The organism is Photobacterium makurazakiensis (assembly GCF_050336715.1).
Classification (GTDB): domain Bacteria; phylum Pseudomonadota; class Gammaproteobacteria; order Enterobacterales; family Vibrionaceae; genus Photobacterium; species Photobacterium makurazakiensis.
In genome coordinates, this window is the sequence record NZ_JAKJSJ010000017.1 from 14,054 (window position 1) to 30,861 (window position 16,808).

17 protein-coding genes are annotated in these 16,808 nt (G+C 43.0%); 12 read left to right on the top strand and 5 right to left on the bottom strand.

Annotation, left to right across the window (positions count from 1 at the left end):
- Positions 1-89 precede the first annotated feature (89 nt).
- Together guaD and L4D09_RS08425 are read left to right on the top strand one after the other, a co-directional pair.
- Positions 90-1,406 (top strand): guanine deaminase, encoded by a 1,317-nt coding sequence (gene guaD / locus L4D09_RS08420; protein WP_428457051.1) that lies wholly within the window; start codon positions 90-92, stop codon positions 1,404-1,406.
- A 274-nt stretch (positions 1,407-1,680) separates the two neighbouring features.
- The gene (locus tag L4D09_RS08425; RefSeq protein WP_428457052.1) at positions 1,681-3,063 is read left to right on the top strand and encodes an NCS2 family permease; all 1,383 of its coding nucleotides are present in this window, start codon (positions 1,681-1,683) and stop codon (positions 3,061-3,063) included.
- A gap of 84 nt (positions 3,064-3,147) precedes the next feature.
- Here L4D09_RS08425 and mobB read toward each other — a convergent pair whose 3' ends face one another.
- Positions 3,148-3,678 carry a molybdopterin-guanine dinucleotide biosynthesis protein B gene (gene mobB, locus L4D09_RS08430; RefSeq protein WP_428457053.1) on the bottom strand — a complete coding sequence of 177 codons (531 nt, stop codon included), beginning with the start codon at positions 3,676-3,678 and terminating at the stop codon, positions 3,148-3,150.
- 279 nt (positions 3,679-3,957) lie between these two features.
- Here mobB and L4D09_RS08435 point away from each other — a divergent pair, with 279 nt between their 5' ends.
- The 5 genes from L4D09_RS08435 to L4D09_RS08455 all read left to right on the top strand — a co-directional run bounded on the left by L4D09_RS08435 (position 3,958) and on the right by L4D09_RS08455 (position 8,828).
- Positions 3,958-4,443, top strand: a complete 486-nt coding sequence (locus L4D09_RS08435) for a hypothetical protein (RefSeq protein WP_428457054.1) — start codon at positions 3,958-3,960, stop codon at positions 4,441-4,443.
- A 226-nt stretch (positions 4,444-4,669) separates the two neighbouring features.
- Positions 4,670-5,734, top strand: a complete 1,065-nt coding sequence (locus tag L4D09_RS08440; protein WP_428457144.1) for an endonuclease/exonuclease/phosphatase family protein — start codon at positions 4,670-4,672, stop codon at positions 5,732-5,734.
- Between the two features lie 107 nt (positions 5,735-5,841).
- Positions 5,842-6,990 carry a bifunctional 2-methylcitrate synthase/citrate synthase gene (gene prpC, locus L4D09_RS08445; RefSeq protein ID WP_428457055.1) on the top strand — a complete coding sequence of 383 codons (1,149 nt, stop codon included), beginning with the start codon at positions 5,842-5,844 and terminating at the stop codon, positions 6,988-6,990.
- A gap of 23 nt (positions 6,991-7,013) precedes the next feature.
- Positions 7,014-7,649: an alpha-ketoglutarate-dependent dioxygenase AlkB family protein gene (locus L4D09_RS08450; protein WP_428457056.1), complete on the top strand. Its 636-nt coding sequence runs from the start codon at positions 7,014-7,016 to the stop codon at positions 7,647-7,649.
- A 72-nt stretch (positions 7,650-7,721) separates the two neighbouring features.
- Positions 7,722-8,828, top strand: coding sequence for a DUF3541 domain-containing protein (locus L4D09_RS08455; protein ID WP_428457057.1), 1,107 nt, complete (start codon positions 7,722-7,724; stop codon positions 8,826-8,828).
- 90 nt (positions 8,829-8,918) lie between these two features.
- Here L4D09_RS08455 and amrA read toward each other — a convergent pair whose 3' ends face one another.
- Both amrA and amrB read right to left on the bottom strand, forming a co-directional pair.
- Positions 8,919-9,506, bottom strand: a complete 588-nt coding sequence (amrA, locus tag L4D09_RS08460; protein ID WP_428457058.1) for an AmmeMemoRadiSam system protein A — start codon at positions 9,504-9,506, stop codon at positions 8,919-8,921.
- Positions 9,475-10,266, bottom strand: coding sequence for an AmmeMemoRadiSam system protein B (gene amrB / locus L4D09_RS08465; RefSeq protein ID WP_428457059.1), 792 nt, complete (start codon positions 10,264-10,266; stop codon positions 9,475-9,477). The genes amrA and amrB overlap by 32 nt, the downstream gene beginning before the upstream one ends.
- A gap of 85 nt (positions 10,267-10,351) precedes the next feature.
- Here amrB and amrS point away from each other — a divergent pair, with 85 nt between their 5' ends.
- Entirely contained in the window at positions 10,352-11,431 is a 1,080-nt protein-coding gene (amrS, locus tag L4D09_RS08470) for an AmmeMemoRadiSam system radical SAM enzyme (RefSeq protein WP_428457060.1), read from the top strand.
- 11 nt (positions 11,432-11,442) lie between these two features.
- Here the strand turns inward: amrS and L4D09_RS08475 are convergent, their stop codons facing one another.
- Positions 11,443-12,345 carry a LysR family transcriptional regulator gene (locus tag L4D09_RS08475; RefSeq protein ID WP_428457061.1) on the bottom strand — a complete coding sequence of 301 codons (903 nt, stop codon included), beginning with the start codon at positions 12,343-12,345 and terminating at the stop codon, positions 11,443-11,445.
- A gap of 166 nt (positions 12,346-12,511) precedes the next feature.
- Here L4D09_RS08475 and L4D09_RS08480 point away from each other — a divergent pair, with 166 nt between their 5' ends.
- The 4 genes from L4D09_RS08480 (at position 12,512) to L4D09_RS08495 (ending at position 16,098) form a co-directional block, all read left to right on the top strand.
- Positions 12,512-13,510, top strand: coding sequence for an NADP-dependent oxidoreductase (locus L4D09_RS08480; RefSeq protein ID WP_428457062.1), 999 nt, complete (start codon positions 12,512-12,514; stop codon positions 13,508-13,510).
- 65 nt (positions 13,511-13,575) lie between these two features.
- The gene (locus L4D09_RS08485; RefSeq protein WP_428457063.1) at positions 13,576-14,829 is read left to right on the top strand and encodes an NADH:flavin oxidoreductase/NADH oxidase family protein; all 1,254 of its coding nucleotides are present in this window, start codon (positions 13,576-13,578) and stop codon (positions 14,827-14,829) included.
- A gap of 91 nt (positions 14,830-14,920) precedes the next feature.
- On the top strand, positions 14,921-15,229 hold the full coding sequence (locus L4D09_RS08490; protein WP_428457064.1) for a glutaredoxin domain-containing protein: 309 nt from the start codon (positions 14,921-14,923) through the stop codon (positions 15,227-15,229).
- A gap of 188 nt (positions 15,230-15,417) precedes the next feature.
- On the top strand, positions 15,418-16,098 hold the full coding sequence (locus L4D09_RS08495) for a TPR domain-containing protein (RefSeq protein ID WP_428457065.1): 681 nt from the start codon (positions 15,418-15,420) through the stop codon (positions 16,096-16,098).
- Between the two features lie 59 nt (positions 16,099-16,157).
- Here L4D09_RS08495 and L4D09_RS08500 read toward each other — a convergent pair whose 3' ends face one another.
- Positions 16,158-16,799, bottom strand: a complete 642-nt coding sequence (locus L4D09_RS08500; protein ID WP_428457066.1) for a DUF642 domain-containing protein — start codon at positions 16,797-16,799, stop codon at positions 16,158-16,160.
- Between the last annotated feature and the right edge of the window lie 9 nt (positions 16,800-16,808).

A 16,808-nucleotide genomic window follows, 5' to 3' on the forward strand; every position in this document is an offset into this window, starting at 1 on the left:
AAAATATATCACGTCATTGGGAAGTGGCACGCCCCTACATTATTTGCCGCGGCTTTAAACCTGATAGACGTAGAAAATTTGAGGTAATTATGGAATATACCCAGTCAATTAAAGCAATTCGAGCATCAATATTAGATATTGCACAGGTAGTTGATAAGCCGGAGGACATCGAACAGCATATCCGTTTTATCGAAGATGGATTAATGCTGATTGATGATGGCCATATCGAGTGGGTTGGTCCTTGGGAAGAGGGCAAAGATAAGATCCCTGCTTCAGTTCGCATTCGCAGTTATCCGGGCAAAATTGTAATGCCGGGATTTATTGATACCCACATTCATTATCCGCAAGCTGAAATGGTAGGAGCCTATGGTGAGCAGCTTCTTGAGTGGTTGAATAACTATACTTTCCCAACTGAAGCGAGATACAAAGACAAAGATTATTCGCGTGAAATGTCGACCTTCTTTATCAAACAATTATTACGAAATGGTACAACGACGGCATTGGTATTTGGCACCGTTCATCCAGAATCTGTAGACGCTTTGTTTGAAGAAGCAGAGAAAATTAACATGCGCCTGATTGCCGGTAAGGTGATGATGGATCGTAATGCGCCTGAATACTTACTTGATACGGCAGAAACCAGTTATACCGAAACGAAAACATTGATTGATAAGTGGCATAATCGAGGCCGTTTGCTTTACGCTATTACGCCACGCTTTGCACCTACCTCTACACCTGAGCAACTAGCTTTAGCTGGGCGCTTAAAGCAAGAATACCCAGATACTTACCTCCATACTCACCTGTGTGAAAACAAGAATGAGATCGCGTGGGTGAAAGAGCTGTATCCCGAACAAGATGGTTATTTAGATGTTTATCATCATCATGGCTTAACAGGGGACAAAAGTGTTTTTGCCCACTGTATCCACTTAGAAGACAAAGAGTGGGATTGTTTGCAAGAAACGGATTCTGCGGTGGCATTTTGCCCAACGTCTAACTTGTACCTTGGTAGCGGGCTATTCAAATTACAGGAAGCGTGGAAACGTAATATTAAGGTCGGTATGGGCACCGATATTGGTGCTGGTACCACGTTTAATATGCTGCAAACGTTAAATGAAGCCTACAAGGTGATGCAGTTGCAACAACATCGCCTATCGGCTTATGAAGCGTTTTATCTTGCGACCCTAGGGGGAGCAAAATCCTTATCGCTTGATCATCAAATCGGTAATTTCGACGTAGGCAAAGAAGCTGATTTCGTAATACTTGATCCCTGCTCTACACCGTTACAACAGCTGCGATACGATAGCTCAAAAGGTTTGTCAGAGAAACTCTTTATGTTGATGACTCTGGGTGACGACCGATGTATTTACCGTACTTATGTCGATGGCCGCTTAGTATATGAGCGTGGGTGAGTAGTGGATTAGTGGAAAATAAGTTTTTAGCAATAACGGGTGAGTGGCGCGTATAATCGCCGCCAATTTACCTGGCCCCAGTTCTGAGTATTACATGACAGATACTAACGGGTTCACCGTAACTGGGGTGCTTGCATTTGAAGTCAGTAATGAGATGACAAATTACAGCCCCAAAAAAGCAAACGATTGCTGTGGGGCGGGTTGAGAGGACGCTCAACATTTTTCAAGGCGAGCAGGCAAAAGCCTGGCGTCAAATCTTACAAGGAATCACATCATGTCTGAAAATAGTTCGATTCACAATGAATCTACCGTTGTAGCAGAAGACGCACCCCGAAGAAGCGGGTTGGATGGGTATTTTAAAATTACACAGCGTGGAAGTACGGTTAGGCAAGAGCTCGTTGCTGGCTTAACAACATTCCTCGCGATGGTCTATTCGGTTATCGTTGTCCCGAGCATGTTAGGGGCGGCAGGGTTTAATCCTGGTTCTGTATTTATAGCAACCTGTTTAGTCGCAGCATTTGGCTCGTTATTAATGGGGTTGTGGGCGAACTTGCCAATGGCGATTGGTTGTGCGATTTCACTCACCGCGTTTACTGCATTTAGTTTGGTGCTTGGGCAGGGGATCAGTATTCCTGTTGCGCTTGGGGCAGTGTTTTTGATGGGGGTGGTGTTTACTGCTATCACAGTCACAGGAGTACGGCAGTGGATATTAACTAACCTGCCATATGGTATCGCTCACGGTACTGGTATTGGTATTGGGTTATTTTTATTGCTGATAGCAGCAAATGGCGTCGGAATGGTGGTGCAAAACCCACATGAAGGGTTGCCAGTTGCACTAGGTGAGTTTACGTCTTTACCTGTCATTATGTCGACGATTGGTTTGGCTGCAATATTCGGTTTGGAGAAGCGACGCGTACCGGGTGGTATTTTACTGGTGATTATTGCTATCTCGACATTTGGTTTAATTTTCGACCCGAATGTAACCTACCAAGGACTATTTGCAATGCCATCATTTGGTGGTGAAGGCGAATCATTATTAGGTACTATGGATATCATGGGAGCACTTAATCCTATTGTTATTCCAAGTGTTTTAGCCTTGGTTATGACGGCAATCTTCGATGCAACAGGAACCATTCGAGCCGTTGCCGGACAAGCTAACTTATTAGATAAAGATGGGCAAATTATCGATGGTGGCAAGGCGCTGACATCAGACTCAGTAAGTAGCATTTTTGCAGGTTTTGTTGGCGGTGCACCAGCTGCGGTGTATATCGAATCGGCAGCAGGTACTGCGGCGGGTGGCAAAACAGGCTTGACTGCAACAGTGGTTGGTGGCCTCTTTTTGTTAATGTTGTTCCTTGCGCCAGTGAGTTATTTGGTACCTGCTTATGCGACGGCTCCGGCATTAATGTATGTAGGTTTGCTAATGATGAGTAATGTCAGCAAGCTTGATATGTCGGATTCCGTAGATGCTTTATCGGGCCTAATGTGTGCAGTGTTTATCGTTTTAACTGGTAATATTGTGACTGGTATTATGTTGGGCTTTGCATCTTTGGTTATTGGACGTGTGGTCTCTGGTGAGTACAAGCGTTTAAATATTGGTACTGTTATTATTGCAATCGTATTGGTGTTGTTTTATGCCGGTGGTTGGGCTATTTAAAGTGTAAACAATGTTTATCATTAGCATTTTATGACTCAAAAAAGACGAGGCTCAATACCTCGTCTTTTTTATATCTGTCTTTATTTAAGCATTATCATTATTCACTGACTTGAGCCAGTGTTGAATAAACGCGGCAATTTCAGTTGGTTGATTTAAATCGAGTTGCGGTATAGCGCAGTTATTTAGGTGTTCGCCATCGGTGGCAAAGGCAATAATGAAACTGTCTATAGGGTGCAGTAAAGGTTTGCCATAACTAGGTCGGTGCACCTCAATTTTTGGGATGTTTTCCTCTCGGAATCCCTCAACAATGATTAAATCTAATTGGCGATGATCAAGCTGGTCTATGCATGCCTGAAGCTCTGGTTCTTCGCGCTCTGGCTCTGGGTACTCGAAGTAGAGCACATGTCGCTCTTTTGTTGCCAGCAATGTTTGAGCGCAGCCAGCATGACGCAAGCGATAACTGTCTTTCCCTGGTTTATCAGGGTCAATACTATGGTGGCTATGTTTGATCAGGCCAATACGCAAGCCATGTTGTTTTAAGATGGGAATAAGTAGTTCTAATAAAGTTGTTTTACCTGAACCGCTGTAGCCAGCAAAACCAAGAATAGGGGTCATTATCGCGTTAACTGAGTCTGTGATTGTCAGCGTAAAGTTTAATGGAATAGGTTGCTAATACCATAGCTATTTAAAGGTGAAGTGTATTAAAAGTGAGTGGCATTAAATATTTTTCATCCTAGCTCATGATTCAAGCTACATTTATTGTGTAGTTCAGTTGCATCTGCTATTAACAATTTAGGTGCAGCAAAATTTTGCATCTCTGCTGTTCAGCGTATTTAAGACAGGAAGTCGTAGTTCTGAATAACAGATCACTATTACCACATCAGGGAGAGTGCAATGTGGGCAACTCTGGATTTTGAAGCATCTGGTCTTTCTGACCAATCTTACCCAATTGAAGTCGGTTATTCGTTGCCGGACGGCACAGGGCATAGTCTACTTATCAACCCTCTAACAGCGAGTGATGTTTGGCAACATTGGGATGATTACGCCGAGCAGGAAATTCACCAAATTTCACGTCAAGAACTGCACCATAATGGTATGCAGGTTGTCGAAGTGTGCCAACACCTGAATTCGATATTAGGGCAGTATGAACAGGTATTTTGCGATAGTCAGTGGGACTTATTCTGGCTGGGGCGGCTATATCACGCTGCACATATGCGACCATCGTTTACGCTCACCGAAGTAGGACTGTGGCTATTGCAAGAAAATGGTATTGCACGAGCGCATTTTCAACAAACAATGGCTGATCTTGGTCCTGCAAAACACCGAGCCGAATCAGATGCAAAGCAAATCAGAAAAGCGATTCGCCAATTAATGGAATAAATGTTTAAGCAATAAATGTGTCGTGATGAGTAGCTTCCCTTAGATTCTTACTTATCAGAGATGCTTACTAATCAAAAGTAGTTGCTCATTTCTTCCGTATTGGTGGCAAGGTATACTTTGCACATATACCTTGCTTAGGATACTTTTCTTGCAAACTCAGTCTATTACCACTCACAGTGCGACACCGTTACCGACATCATTCCGGGTTGCGGTGTTTAATGTTTCAATGTCATCCCCCCGCTCAGGAGAGATTCGGCAGCAGGTGGCGTCCCAATCTGATGCACGGTTTTCAAAGCTTGCTGCCATTATTCAGCACCAACAGCCTGATGTATTGATGTTGTGTGAGTTCGACCACCCTGGAGATGGTGGTGATGATGGTGCCTTGGCTGATTTTTGTCGTCATTACTTAGCGGTGTCTCAACATAACCAACAACCCATACATTACCCTTATCGTTATTGTCCGCCGACCAATACAGGGCTACGATCTGAGTATGATTTAGATGGTGATGGTGTAATAACCCTACCGAATGATGCGCAAGGTTTCGGTGAGCACCATGGTCATTTCGGATTTGTGATTTTGTCGCGTTACCCGATTGATGAAACCAATATTCGTAGTTGGCAGGCACTGTTGTGGCAAGATTTTCCTAATCATAAAATGCCACCAAATTATTACAGTACCGCGGCGTCACAGGCGCTTCGTTTGTCGTCTAAAAACCACCTCGTCATACCGATTATGATTGATGATCACTCCCTGAATTTGGTGTGTTGCCATCCAACGCCACCGGTATTTGATGGTGAAGAAAAGCGTAATGTTAGACGCAATCACGATGAGCTGATGTTGGTAAAAGCGATTCTTGATGATGCAGAGCATCTGGTTGATGACCGTGGACAAACTGGTGGTTTACCTCCAGATCAGCACTTTGTCATTGTTGGTGATTTAAATGCAGATCGTGTGGATGGCGATGGTATGAAGCCTGCGATTCAGCAGTTGCTTATGCACCCTCGTGTTAACCGTTCCGTCGCTTCCGGTCGAATGACACCAAAAAGTCTTGGCGGCCGTTTCTTACGCCCTTGGCTTCCACGCAAAGGGCGCGCGAGTGAATGGACACATATTTCAGGCTTAAGGCTTGATTATGTAATACCGTCAGCAAATTTAACGGTACTGCAGTCAAGCGTGTTTTGGCCGGATAAAAAAGATCCCTTACGATACCTCATTACCGATGATAAAGGTCGTGAACGACCGCAGGCGGGTAGCGATCATCGTATGGTGAGTGTCGATGTTAGCTTTTAGGTGAGATAAAACGCGTGTGGTAGCAGGATATTATAGCTGGTGACATGGTTGCTACAGACTTTCTAGCCTAAGCTTTTGATACAGAGAAGCAAAACAGGGAGTTTGAGATGTCAGATTCATTGAGGTCAGAGGGTAGCGACAAGTTGTGTGGTGAAGGGTTACGAGGCCAGACGGCGGGAGCTACGGCACTTTGTACGGTAGGGAAAACAGGCACAGGTTTAACCTATCGTGGTTATGATATTTCCGATCTTGCGGAACATGCAGAATTTGAAGAAGTCGCTTACTTGCTGTTAAAGGGGAAGTTGCCAACAAGAGCAGAATTAGCGGCTTATAAAACAACATTGATCTCATACCGTGGTTTACCGTTAGCGCTTAAAGTTGTATTAGAGCAAATTCCGGCAGACGCTCACCCAATGGATGTGATGCGGACAGGTTGTTCAATGTTAGGTAACCTAGAGCAAGAGCATGGCTTTTCAGAAGAATACGACAAAGCAGACCGATTGCTAGCATTGCTGCCTGCCATTATTTGTTATTGGTATCGCTATAGTCACCATGGGATTAAGATTGAAACCTATTGTGATCAAGACAGTCTCGGTGGCTATTTTCTGAAAATGCTGACGGGAGAGTCACCGTCAGAGTTACATAAGCAAGTGATGCATTGCTCATTAATTCTGTACGCAGAGCATGAATTTAACGCCTCGACGTTTGCAGCAAGAGTTTGTGCCTCGACACTCTCCGATATATATTCTTGCATCGGTGCGGCGATTGGAACACTGCGTGGGCCATTACATGGTGGCGCGAATGAAGCCGCGATGGAAATGATAGCGCAGTGGCAGACCCCAGATGAAGCTGAAACTGGCATCATGGAAATGTTGGCAAACAAAGATAAAATCATGGGGTTTGGTCATGCGATTTATCGAGAATCAGACCCACGTAATGCATTAATCAAAGTCTGGTCGGAAAAGCTGTCCCATCAAGCTGATGCGTCTTATCTATATGCTATCTCTGATCGTGTTGAATCTGTGATGAAGCGCGAGAAGAATTTGTTTTGTAATGCGGATTTTTTTCATGCCTCGGCTTATCACTTTATGGGGATCCCGACCAAGCTCTTTACGCCGATCTTTGTTATGAGCCGGGTTACTGGTTGGGCTGCTCATGTGTTTGAACAACGCGATCATAATCGTATTATTCGACCCAGTGCCGATTATGTTGGCCCCGATCATCAAGACTGGATGCCAATAGATGATCGCCACTAAGTGTAACCGTCAATAGGAGCGATATGCGGCAGTTAGAGTTGCTGGGAAATAATGAACCTGATCTGTTTCGTGAAACTGCAAACGATCAAGAAGGCTGGCAATCGGTACGTGATGGAAGGCTTTTTTGGTCGCGGCATTGGTTAACGCTGCAAGATGCAGACAGGTTATATCGTCGACTTGATAATACTCTGCAATGGCAACAAAAGCCTATTTCTATGTATGGTCGTAGCGTTATGCAGCCACGCTTACAAGCATGGTGTGGTGATGCGACATATCGTTATTCCGGCTTAACCATGCACCCAGATCCGTGGACGGCGGAGTTAGTCGAAATTCGGGATAAATTAAACCGTTTACTGAAGGTTCAATTTAACTCGGTGCTGGCAAATAAATACCGAGATGGTTGCGACTATATGGGGTGGCATCAAGATAATGAGCCCGAATTAGGTGAGAACCCACTTATTGCTTCAGTTAATTTAGGTGAAGAAAGACGATTTGTTTTGAAGCACACCACTACCAATGAAAAGCGAGAGTTTACACTATCACATGGTTCACTGCTGGTGATGGCTGGCTCACTACAAAGCCACTGGCAGCATTGTGTCCCCAAAACAAGGCGCCCTAAAGACAGCAGAATTAACTTAACATTCCGTACAATTATTTAACTATGCCCTGACTTTATATATCATATCTTTGCTAGCATAATTATGCACTTAAAGAATATAAGGATATCGGTGATGTGGTTGAAAAAAGAAACACGGAATATGTTGCTGTCATGTGGACTATTGCTGGCTGCAGTCTCGCCAGCAATCGCCGCAGGCGAAAACGAATCAGCCAGCGTTTTACCAAGTTATCAGCAAGATGCCGCATTGATTAGAAGTACGTTTGAGCCTCAGCTTTATACATTACCCGCATTTAAAATGGGGCACTATGGATTAAGAATGTATCGCCAAACTCAAGATAGTAAGTACCAAGCTGCTATTTGGGCTGATATGGCCAGAGTAGCTAGCCGACTGAACTATTTTACGACTGAAGTACATACGCCTGCACAAATTAGCACTTACTCAGCAAGTAGAATTGCGAATTATGATAAGAAAAAAGATGTAAGAAGTGACATGAGGTATGAAGCGACGATCGATAAGCCTGAGTACCTGTATCTAGGTGTCGATCTATTGGGCTCAATGGCGAGAGCTAATGAATATGAACTAAAGCATCGAGAAGATGAAAAGCTTCGCCAAATTATTCGCCGTTACGATTTCAAAGCCTATGCGACGGATCCCGATATGATCCGTGCTTGGGCGGCTCAATTAGCAAATCAAGTCTACTGGCTCAAACAATTGGGAGAGCAAAATGTCGTCTCTGAATTTATTGAAGCATTTAAATTAGCATACCCAGATGATCAAGATGCTCAATTAACCGATCAGCAATTCATGAATAAAATATATGGGATGACTCATATTATATTTGCGGCTGCTGAATATTACCAACACACGGTAAATGAAGCAGACTACCAATGGATTTATGATTATTACCGTAACAACGTTGATGCCATTCTTGCACGTTCAAAAGAAGATGTATTAGCCGAGGTTGGTATTAATTTTTTGCTCGCAGATTTAGAAAGTGATCCTGTTGTCGAGAAAATGCGAAAGGCCATTCAACAGTCAATTGATCGTAAGGCGGGTATGGTACCTGCGACAAACGGCAGTACAGACTTAGTCGACGGCGAACACCGAAATGTCTTGGCGATTATGTTATTGGATTGGAAAGGTGCGAAGGAAGTGCCAACCATTACACACCAGCCAGAAATGTTTACCAGTATTCCATATGGGCTGGTGAAAAAATAAAATAATTGCAATAAAGCCCTGCTGAGCAGGGCTTTATAATTTGAGAGAGTAAGTCATAACTGGTGATGTAAATACGTTGCTGACTTTTTATTAATAGTATCGACCGCTGATACTATTAACCTTAAAGGTTTTTACCTGCATCGTTGGCGACCAATATACCGTGTTCCATCCCGCTTTTATTTTTAGTTGGCGAATGAAATCTACTGGTTTTGGAAGGCTTTCCCATACTTGTGGTAAGAACAGAGCCTGCTGGTATTTATCCGATAAAATCACACCCACTTTATTCTTTTCGAGGTAATCAATCAGTTCTTGTTCTGATTGGATCGAGAGTGGCTGTGGTTGCGATAGTACAGAAATTTCAATATTTAAGTTATCAAGTTGCTCTTCGGTTAAAGGCATAAAGCGACGGTCTTGATAGGCACTAGCACGCGCTTTATTGTGTACTTCAAGGACTAAAGGAGAGTGAGCGGCTGTTGTACCTAAACAGCCTTGAAGCTGACCATCAACTTTTAGAGTGACGAAACAGGCACCCGGTTGCAATAGTTTTTTTCCATATAAATCAAGCTGCGGCAGTTTTGGTATACCCGTCGAAAAGTGACTGCGAATCGCTTCACGCGCAATATCCAATAATTGGGTTAATTCACCTTTATTCAGGCTCTGATATAAGATAGCTGACATATCCTACGACTCTCTCCTTATCTCCGGCAACGGTATCACCAGAGTTGATTAATGCTGTTCGAGTAAGCTGATACCCTCTTTTTTTAGCCATTAATAGCAGTGTATTGATCCCTGTTGAGCCACAGGCTTGTTCTGGCGTGAGTGATGGCTCGTAACGTTCAATCAGAGAGCACGTATGATTATCGATTGTTTGTGCTTCTGAGTAGGAATGAAAATGGCTAAGATCACTGCTTATTATCAGTAAACAGTTGTCACCTTGCCATAATGTATCGATTAGCGTTGCTACTTTCGCGGGTGACACATTACTGGTTATCAGTGGTATTAGAGTAAAATCATGCAAACATGCTTGGAGGAAAGGTAACTGTACTTCAAGACAATGCTCTAAAGCATGTACCTGTTCCGATACTTCAATATCTTCTATTTCGCGGAGTTTTTCAATAGATTGTGTGTCAATTCGTACTTTTCCTAACGGTGTCTCGAAATAATCCGCAGCCGGTAATGCACATCCTTTGAAATAATGGCGGTGGCTTGGACCAATCAAAATAACTTTATTAATTTTATTTGCCAGTTCACCAAGGTATTGGTAAGCCTTTGCTGCTACTTCACCCGAAAATGCATACCCAGCATGGGGGACAATTAAAGCGCGTATAGACTGCTCAAAGTGCGATTTTTCCGATAACCAGTTTGTTAATTGCTGTTGAAGTTGCACTTGAGACTGGCTATAAAATCGACCAGCTACAGCAGGGTGACGAATACGCATAAATTACCTACTTCGTTTAGACACTATCGTCTATTTCATTACCTATACTCAGTATAGAAAAGGAATACTCAATCAGGTGAATAAGATGCGAACTCCTCCAGCCTTTTATCCAACAAAGTACTGGCACCAACTTGATGATGGGCGAGTTGTTTGTGATCTTTGCCCTCGGCATTGTCGTTTACGAGATGGAAAGCGCGGCGCGTGTTTTGTAAGGCAAGCACATGACGGTGAAATTGCCTTGACGAGTTACGGGCGTTCTAGCGGGTTCTGCATTGATCCGATTGAGAAAAAACCATTGAATCATTTTTACCCCGGTAGTTCCGTCCTCTCTTTTGGTACTGCGGGGTGTAACCTTGGCTGTAAGTTCTGCCAAAACTGGAACATAAGTAAGTCTCGTCAAATCGATACTTTGGGCTCATCAGCAATGCCAGAACAATTGGCTGCAGCAGCAAAACGTTATAATTGTGACAGTATTGCTTTTACCTATAACGATCCGGTTATTTTTTTAGAGTATGCCGTTGATGCAGCCCAAGCTTGTCGTGAGCAGGGTATTAATAGCGTTGCGGTAAGTGCAGGTTATATTACGGATCAAGCTCGGCCTGATTTCTTTCGTTACATGGATGCGGCCAATATTGATTTGAAGGCATTTACTGAGCGTTTTTATCATAAAATTTGTAGCGGACACCTTGCACCTGTACTCGATACGCTTCTGTATTTACGTCATGAAACCGAGGTGTGGTTCGAAATTACGACACTGCTTATTCCCGATGAAAACGACAGTAGTCAAGAAATAGAAGCGCTCTGTAAGTGGGTATATGACCATCTTGGCGCTGATATTCCCATCCATTTCAGTGCGTTTCACCCTGACTTTAAAATGATGGATAAGACGAGGACACCGCCAGCAACGGTACAGCGAGCGCGTGAAATTGCCGTTAAAAATGGATTAAATTATGCCTATGTCGGTAATATTTACGATGAACAGGGCGACAGTACTTACTGCCCTAACTGTAAGGAAAAAGTACTTTCACGTAATTGGTATGAGCTGGGCGACTGTCACCTTACGGGGCAGGGAGAGTGCAAATATTGCGGTTTTCAGCTGGCTGGTCGGTTTGCCGCGCGCGAGAAAGCATTTGGCCGAAAGCGGATTCCCATCAAAATTGGCTGAAAACGCGAACGCTACCTTCCTTTCACTCGCGCAGCGATAAAGTCGACCGCGGCTTTAACTTTCGGTGTCGCGTAGCCAAGCTTTTGGTACAGCATATACACACCCAGATGTTGGTTTTGCGTAATGCTTAACGGCTCTTGAAATTTTAATTCAACGAGTTCATTTGAGTCAAAATAGGGCTGTAATACCCAGCGTGGCATCATCACAATACCAACGCCTTCAATGGCTTTTCTTGCCAACCATTTTCCATTATTTGTGGTTAAGGCACTTGGTGCCGATACGTCTTGCCATTGCCCTTGAATCTCACTTAACCAAGGCGTTGGTCCCATAGGCGTTTTGAAATATAGCCCTTTATGCTCCTTTAACTCGATTGTACTGCTTGGCACCCCATGGCTTTGTAAATACTTCTGTGAGGCGGCGGCAATAAAATGGTTATCCATGAGGTGAATTGCCACCACACGTTCATCTGGCGCAAACCCACCACGGATAGCGATATCGACATCATCACGATCTAATTTAGAAAGCTCATCACTTAGCACGACGTCTAATAGGATCTCGGGATAAAGCATCGAGAACTCATCCAAGATAGGGATCAATATTTGCTCGCCAAAACCAACCATGGCGCTAATTTTTAACCGTCCCTTGGGAGTCGCTTGATACTCTTTAACGGCTTTATCAGATTGCTCCAGTTGCTCCAAAATAGTATTTATTTGATGTAAATATTGTTGGCCAACCTCCGTTAATGCAACGGTACGGGTGGTACGAGTAAGCAATTGAGCGCCTAAGCTGGCTTCTAAATCAGCAATACGGCGTGAGATCGATGAGGCAGGGACATTAAACCGCTTTGCGGCACTGGTAAAGTTACCTGCTTCTGCTGTGGCAGAAAAATACTTTAAGGCTCTTAATTGGTCCATAAATCATTCATTGTTGTTATTAAGACAATAGAGTTTAGCATTTTAACCTCTATATATGACTTAAAACATGGGTAATACTAGATGCATCTCAGTTACCTATCGCGGCTGGAGTGTTCATCTAAAGCTAGTTGGGTAAATGCTAATAATAAAAATGAAGGAAGAAATAATGACCCAATATACTGAAATATTACTTGCTCACCGCCCTGACAATAGCCCAATTGGCCCACACTTGTTTGACGTTGTACGTAAAACGATCCCAACCGCTGGACCTGGTCAAGTGCTTGTTAAACAGACTCATATGTCGTTAGACCCTGCAATGATTGGTTGGATGAGCCCAGATACAAACAGCTACATCGCACCTGTTGAGTTAAATACGGTTATGCGCTCAAGCGGTTTTGGCGAGGTGCTAGAATCGAATCACCCTGATTTTGCTGTTGGCGATAAAGTGATGGGGATGACTGGGTGGACGGAATATTTTCTAAGTAATGGCCGTGGACTGAATAAAGTACAAGCGGGCATTGATGCTGAAATGGCATTATCGGTGTTTGCTTTACCTGGATTAACTGCCACACAAGGGCTGTTTAATGTCGGTAAGCCAAAAGCTGGTGAAACACTGGTTGTAACAGGTGCTGCGGGCTCTGTGGGCTCAATTGTTGGGCAATTAGCCAAAGCTGATGGTTTACGTGTTATTGGGGTTGTAGGAAGTGATGAAAAAGCGGATTGGATAGTTAATGATCTGGGTTTTGATGGTGCCATTAACTATAAGTCAGAGAATTTAGACCAACAATTGAGTGCATTGACCCCGAATGGCATTGATGTGTTTTTTGAAAATACCGGAGGGCCAATTCAGCAGCTTATTTTCAATCGTATGAATACCTTTGGTCGTATTGTTGTGTGTGGAATGATTGCTGATTACACCTCAGAAGTACCGGCACCAGGCCCAAACTGGATTCCTTTGATCAAAAAGCGGATTACCGTTCAAGGTTTTGCAATGCCAGATCATTTAGGTGATGCGCCAGCTTTACTGAGTAAACTTACGCCGTATGTCATGCAAGGTAGAATAAACTATCGTACTCACCTGTTGAACGGATTAGAAAGCGCAATGACAGGGTTAAATTTGTTTTTCACCGGTGCCAATAAGGGCAAGTTAATCGTTAAATTATAATTAGTTGTTCTTTGGCTTGGACTTTAAAGCTGAATTTGAATATAGACAAAATGATAGGAAATATAATGGATCAATTGGCAACCGAGAACCACGACAGAATTGAACTGGGTAGTTCACTCACCTTGAAAAGTGGCCAGACAATAAAAAACCGTTTATTCAAATCAGCAATGAGCGAACAGCTAGGGACACGAGAACATAGCCCAAAAGCAGGCCTAGCGACGTTATACTCACGCTGGGCGGAAGGTGGAATTGGTCTGTCGATAACCGGTAATATCATGGTTGATAGAACGGCGCTGGGTGAGCCTAAAAATGTTGTGCTTGATGAAGAGTCAGATTTAAGTTTATTTAAACGTTGGGCCGTGGCTGGTAAGAAAAATAACAGCCAAATTTGGACCCAATTAAACCATCCAGGTAAACAAATACCCAGTTTCATTTGTAAACAACCCGTTGCACCCTCAGCTATTACTTTAGAAAACGGTTTGGAAAAAGGATTTAATAAACCCCGAGCACTGACAGAAGCCGAAATATATTCGATTATTGAAAAGTTTGCGCTTAGTGCACAGTTATCCAAAGAGGCTGGCTTTACTGGGGTTCAAATCCACGCTGCCCATGGATATTTAGTGAGTCAATTCTTATCACCTCGCCATAACCAACGAACGGACAAGTGGGGTGGGTCGTTAGAAAACCGTATGCGATTTGTGTTAGCAATCTATGATGCTATACGCCTTAAAGTGGGTGAGCATTTCCCTATAGGTATCAAGCTGAACTCGGCAGACTTTATGCAAGGAAGTTTCAGTGAAGATGATTCGATGCTGGTGGTGAAAGCGCTAAGTAGGGCTGGAATTGATTTGATTGAAATTTCCGGTGGCACCTATGAAAGCCCAACGATGATGGGAGGCAAGCAGAAGGCGTCGACGCAAAATCGTGAAGCATATTTTCTTGATTATATTGAAAAAGTGCGCCATTTGGTGGATACGCCACTTGTCCTGACTGGGGGCTTTAGATCAGCATCTGCGATGCAGGCTGCATTAGATTCTGGGGCGACTGATTTTATTGGTTTGGCACGAACTACAGCGGTCGATCCTGATTTTCCACAAAAGCTAATCAACAATATTGAGCATAAGCAAGAACTACGCACATTAACTACTGGTATCAGAGCTATCGATAATATGGCGATGCTGAACATTACTTGGTATGAGCAACAACTCGCCCTAATGGCAAAAGGTACTTCACCAAAAGCGAATTTAAGTGAGTGGAAGGCCTTCATCAATGTACTGCTTAGTGCGGGTATGTATGCCTTTAGAAAGCGTAGGGCATAATAAAGTCGATAAAGATCTTACATCAAAATTGCGGTCGTGAAGGGTTTCGATTATCTTAACGGGCAAAGTTAACCTGAAGAAGTGAAGAACAATGTCTGAGATGACGATTGAACAACTTGCTGGCCACCAGAACCTTGTTGTTACCCAACCAAATTGCCCATTTTGTGTAAAAGCAAAAGCCTTGCTTGATGCACGTGGAACAGAATACACCACACTTGTACTAGGCCAAGATTTGCCAAAAACAATGATGGTTGACTTCATTGAGCAAACAACAGGTAACGTTGTACGCACCGTGCCTCAGATTATTCTTGATGGTCAATACATTGGTGGTCATGATGATCTTGTCGCTTTTCTTGAGCGCCAAGTAGACAGTGAAGCTTTCGGCGGTTTTGAGCTATAAGCTCAAATCACGAAATAAAAAAGGTAACGAATTCGTTACCTTTTTTTGTTTTTGATCTGCGTTAAACCTTTCTTTGATAAGCCAGTTATCTTCTTGAATTCTGTTAAAATGATATATCACATTGATGTTTTTTGAACATAGAATATCAGTGGTTTAATTTATGGTTACAGTATGATGGAGAGGGAACCTTGGGTTATCAAATACTATTATTTGGACTTTTATTGTTGGCTGCCGGTTTATTGCTTGCYGGCCATTCATACCGTCATAATCGAAAAGTAACACCACTCTTTATTGGTTTGTTTTCTCTAATATCGATGATATCTATTGGAGTTTATGCTTTTCTAGGCACAACCCAACCCGATCGCCAAGACGTCGTTCTTTTAGAGAAAGTAAGTGATGGCTCTGATCGTGATAATATTGCGTCGATGATGCCGACTGATCTCAATCAGCAACGCATTAATGAAATACAGAATGAGCTGCGTGACGATACTCAAAATGGTGAATTATGGTATGCCTTAGGGAATGCCTATATGTACAGCTCACAGTTTGAAGAGGCTGGTACTGCTTTTTTCTATGCGTCGAAACTGACAGAAGTACCTCAAGCCAACATTTATTCAGCAATGGCAACCGCGAGCTATTATGATAAAGGTCAGAACTTTACCCCTGAAAGCAAGCAATGGTTGAATAAGGCACTTGAGCTCGACGAAGATAATATTCCTGCTTTGATGCTACAGGCTACAGATTACTTTCTAACAGCGCGCTACCAAAGAGCGATTGATACTTGGCAGCAAGCCCTTGATACTGAAAGAACAGATTTAGATCGTGTGAAGCTAATTAATGCAATTAATCGGGCGAAAGGCTTAATTTAACTAAAAATTGTTCTATTAAATAAGAATAATCATTAGCCCCAGTTAATTACTGGGCTTTTTTATTTCTTATGCTGAACTTTTCGTCTTTGGTAGCCGATCGCTAAAAATAAGATTAAAAGGAATAAAGGAAACATGAGATCTGGTTCAGGGATCAAAATTACTTTAATATTATCGAGTAAGTTACCTCGTGTGCCATTATTATTTGAAGTGAAGCGCAATGTTGTTTCAGCACTGTCAGCAGTAAATGTGCCTGAATATTGTCGCCAGTTAAATCGAGTGTGATCATCAAGATCATAATCAAGAAGCACCGACTCGCCTAACACATTAATATTAAAGCYTTCATTGCGTTTTCTTCTTGCGGAGTAATCAAAACTCAGCTGATATAACCTGTTGTTAACGGTTGAAAACGATTGGAAAAATGAAAATTTATCACCTTGGTTTGGATGAGCATTAAGTTCTGCGTATTGGTCGCCATCGCTGGCCTCAAAGCCAAACAGTGAATCCCAAATCTCGATGTTATCGCCTTGCCATGCTAATCCAGTTGCTGCAGGGGTTCCTGGAGTGAAATAACGCCAGCGGCCATCTCTTACATCTGTGACTTCAAAGCTTCCATTCTCAATTAAATTTGCCTGCGCTCCTTGGCTGATGACAAGCATAAAAGCAATTAATACACGAAATGATGCCCCAATAATCTGCCTCATAGTCACTTC

What these genes read in the sequence shown, in the direction of transcription:
- L4D09_RS08485 (WP_428457063.1), top strand. Translation starts at nt 13,576, where the DNA reads ATGGATCAATTGGCAACCGAGAACCACGACAGAATTGAACTGGGTAGT.
- L4D09_RS08475 (WP_428457061.1), bottom strand. Translation starts at nt 12,345, where the DNA reads ATGGACCAATTAAGAGCCTTAAAGTATTTTTCTGCCACAGCAGAAGCA.
- L4D09_RS08450 (WP_428457056.1), top strand. Translation starts at nt 7,014, where the DNA reads ATGCGGCAGTTAGAGTTGCTGGGAAATAATGAACCTGATCTGTTTCGT.
- amrS (WP_428457060.1), top strand. Translation starts at nt 10,352, where the DNA reads ATGCGAACTCCTCCAGCCTTTTATCCAACAAAGTACTGGCACCAACTT.
- L4D09_RS08490 (WP_428457064.1), top strand. Translation starts at nt 14,921, where the DNA reads ATGTCTGAGATGACGATTGAACAACTTGCTGGCCACCAGAACCTTGTT.
- mobB (WP_428457053.1), bottom strand. Translation starts at nt 3,678, where the DNA reads ATGACCCCTATTCTTGGTTTTGCTGGCTACAGCGGTTCAGGTAAAACA.
- L4D09_RS08435 (WP_428457054.1), top strand. Translation starts at nt 3,958, where the DNA reads ATGTGGGCAACTCTGGATTTTGAAGCATCTGGTCTTTCTGACCAATCT.
- L4D09_RS08425 (WP_428457052.1), top strand. Translation starts at nt 1,681, where the DNA reads ATGTCTGAAAATAGTTCGATTCACAATGAATCTACCGTTGTAGCAGAA.
- prpC (WP_428457055.1), top strand. Translation starts at nt 5,842, where the DNA reads ATGTCAGATTCATTGAGGTCAGAGGGTAGCGACAAGTTGTGTGGTGAA.
- amrA (WP_428457058.1), bottom strand. Translation starts at nt 9,506, where the DNA reads ATGTCAGCTATCTTATATCAGAGCCTGAATAAAGGTGAATTAACCCAA.
- L4D09_RS08480 (WP_428457062.1), top strand. Translation starts at nt 12,512, where the DNA reads ATGACCCAATATACTGAAATATTACTTGCTCACCGCCCTGACAATAGC.
- L4D09_RS08455 (WP_428457057.1), top strand. Translation starts at nt 7,722, where the DNA reads ATGTGGTTGAAAAAAGAAACACGGAATATGTTGCTGTCATGTGGACTA.
- guaD (WP_428457051.1), top strand. Translation starts at nt 90, where the DNA reads ATGGAATATACCCAGTCAATTAAAGCAATTCGAGCATCAATATTAGAT.
- amrB (WP_428457059.1), bottom strand. Translation starts at nt 10,266, where the DNA reads ATGCGTATTCGTCACCCTGCTGTAGCTGGTCGATTTTATAGCCAGTCT.
- L4D09_RS08440 (WP_428457144.1), top strand. Translation starts at nt 4,670, where the DNA reads ATGTCATCCCCCCGCTCAGGAGAGATTCGGCAGCAGGTGGCGTCCCAA.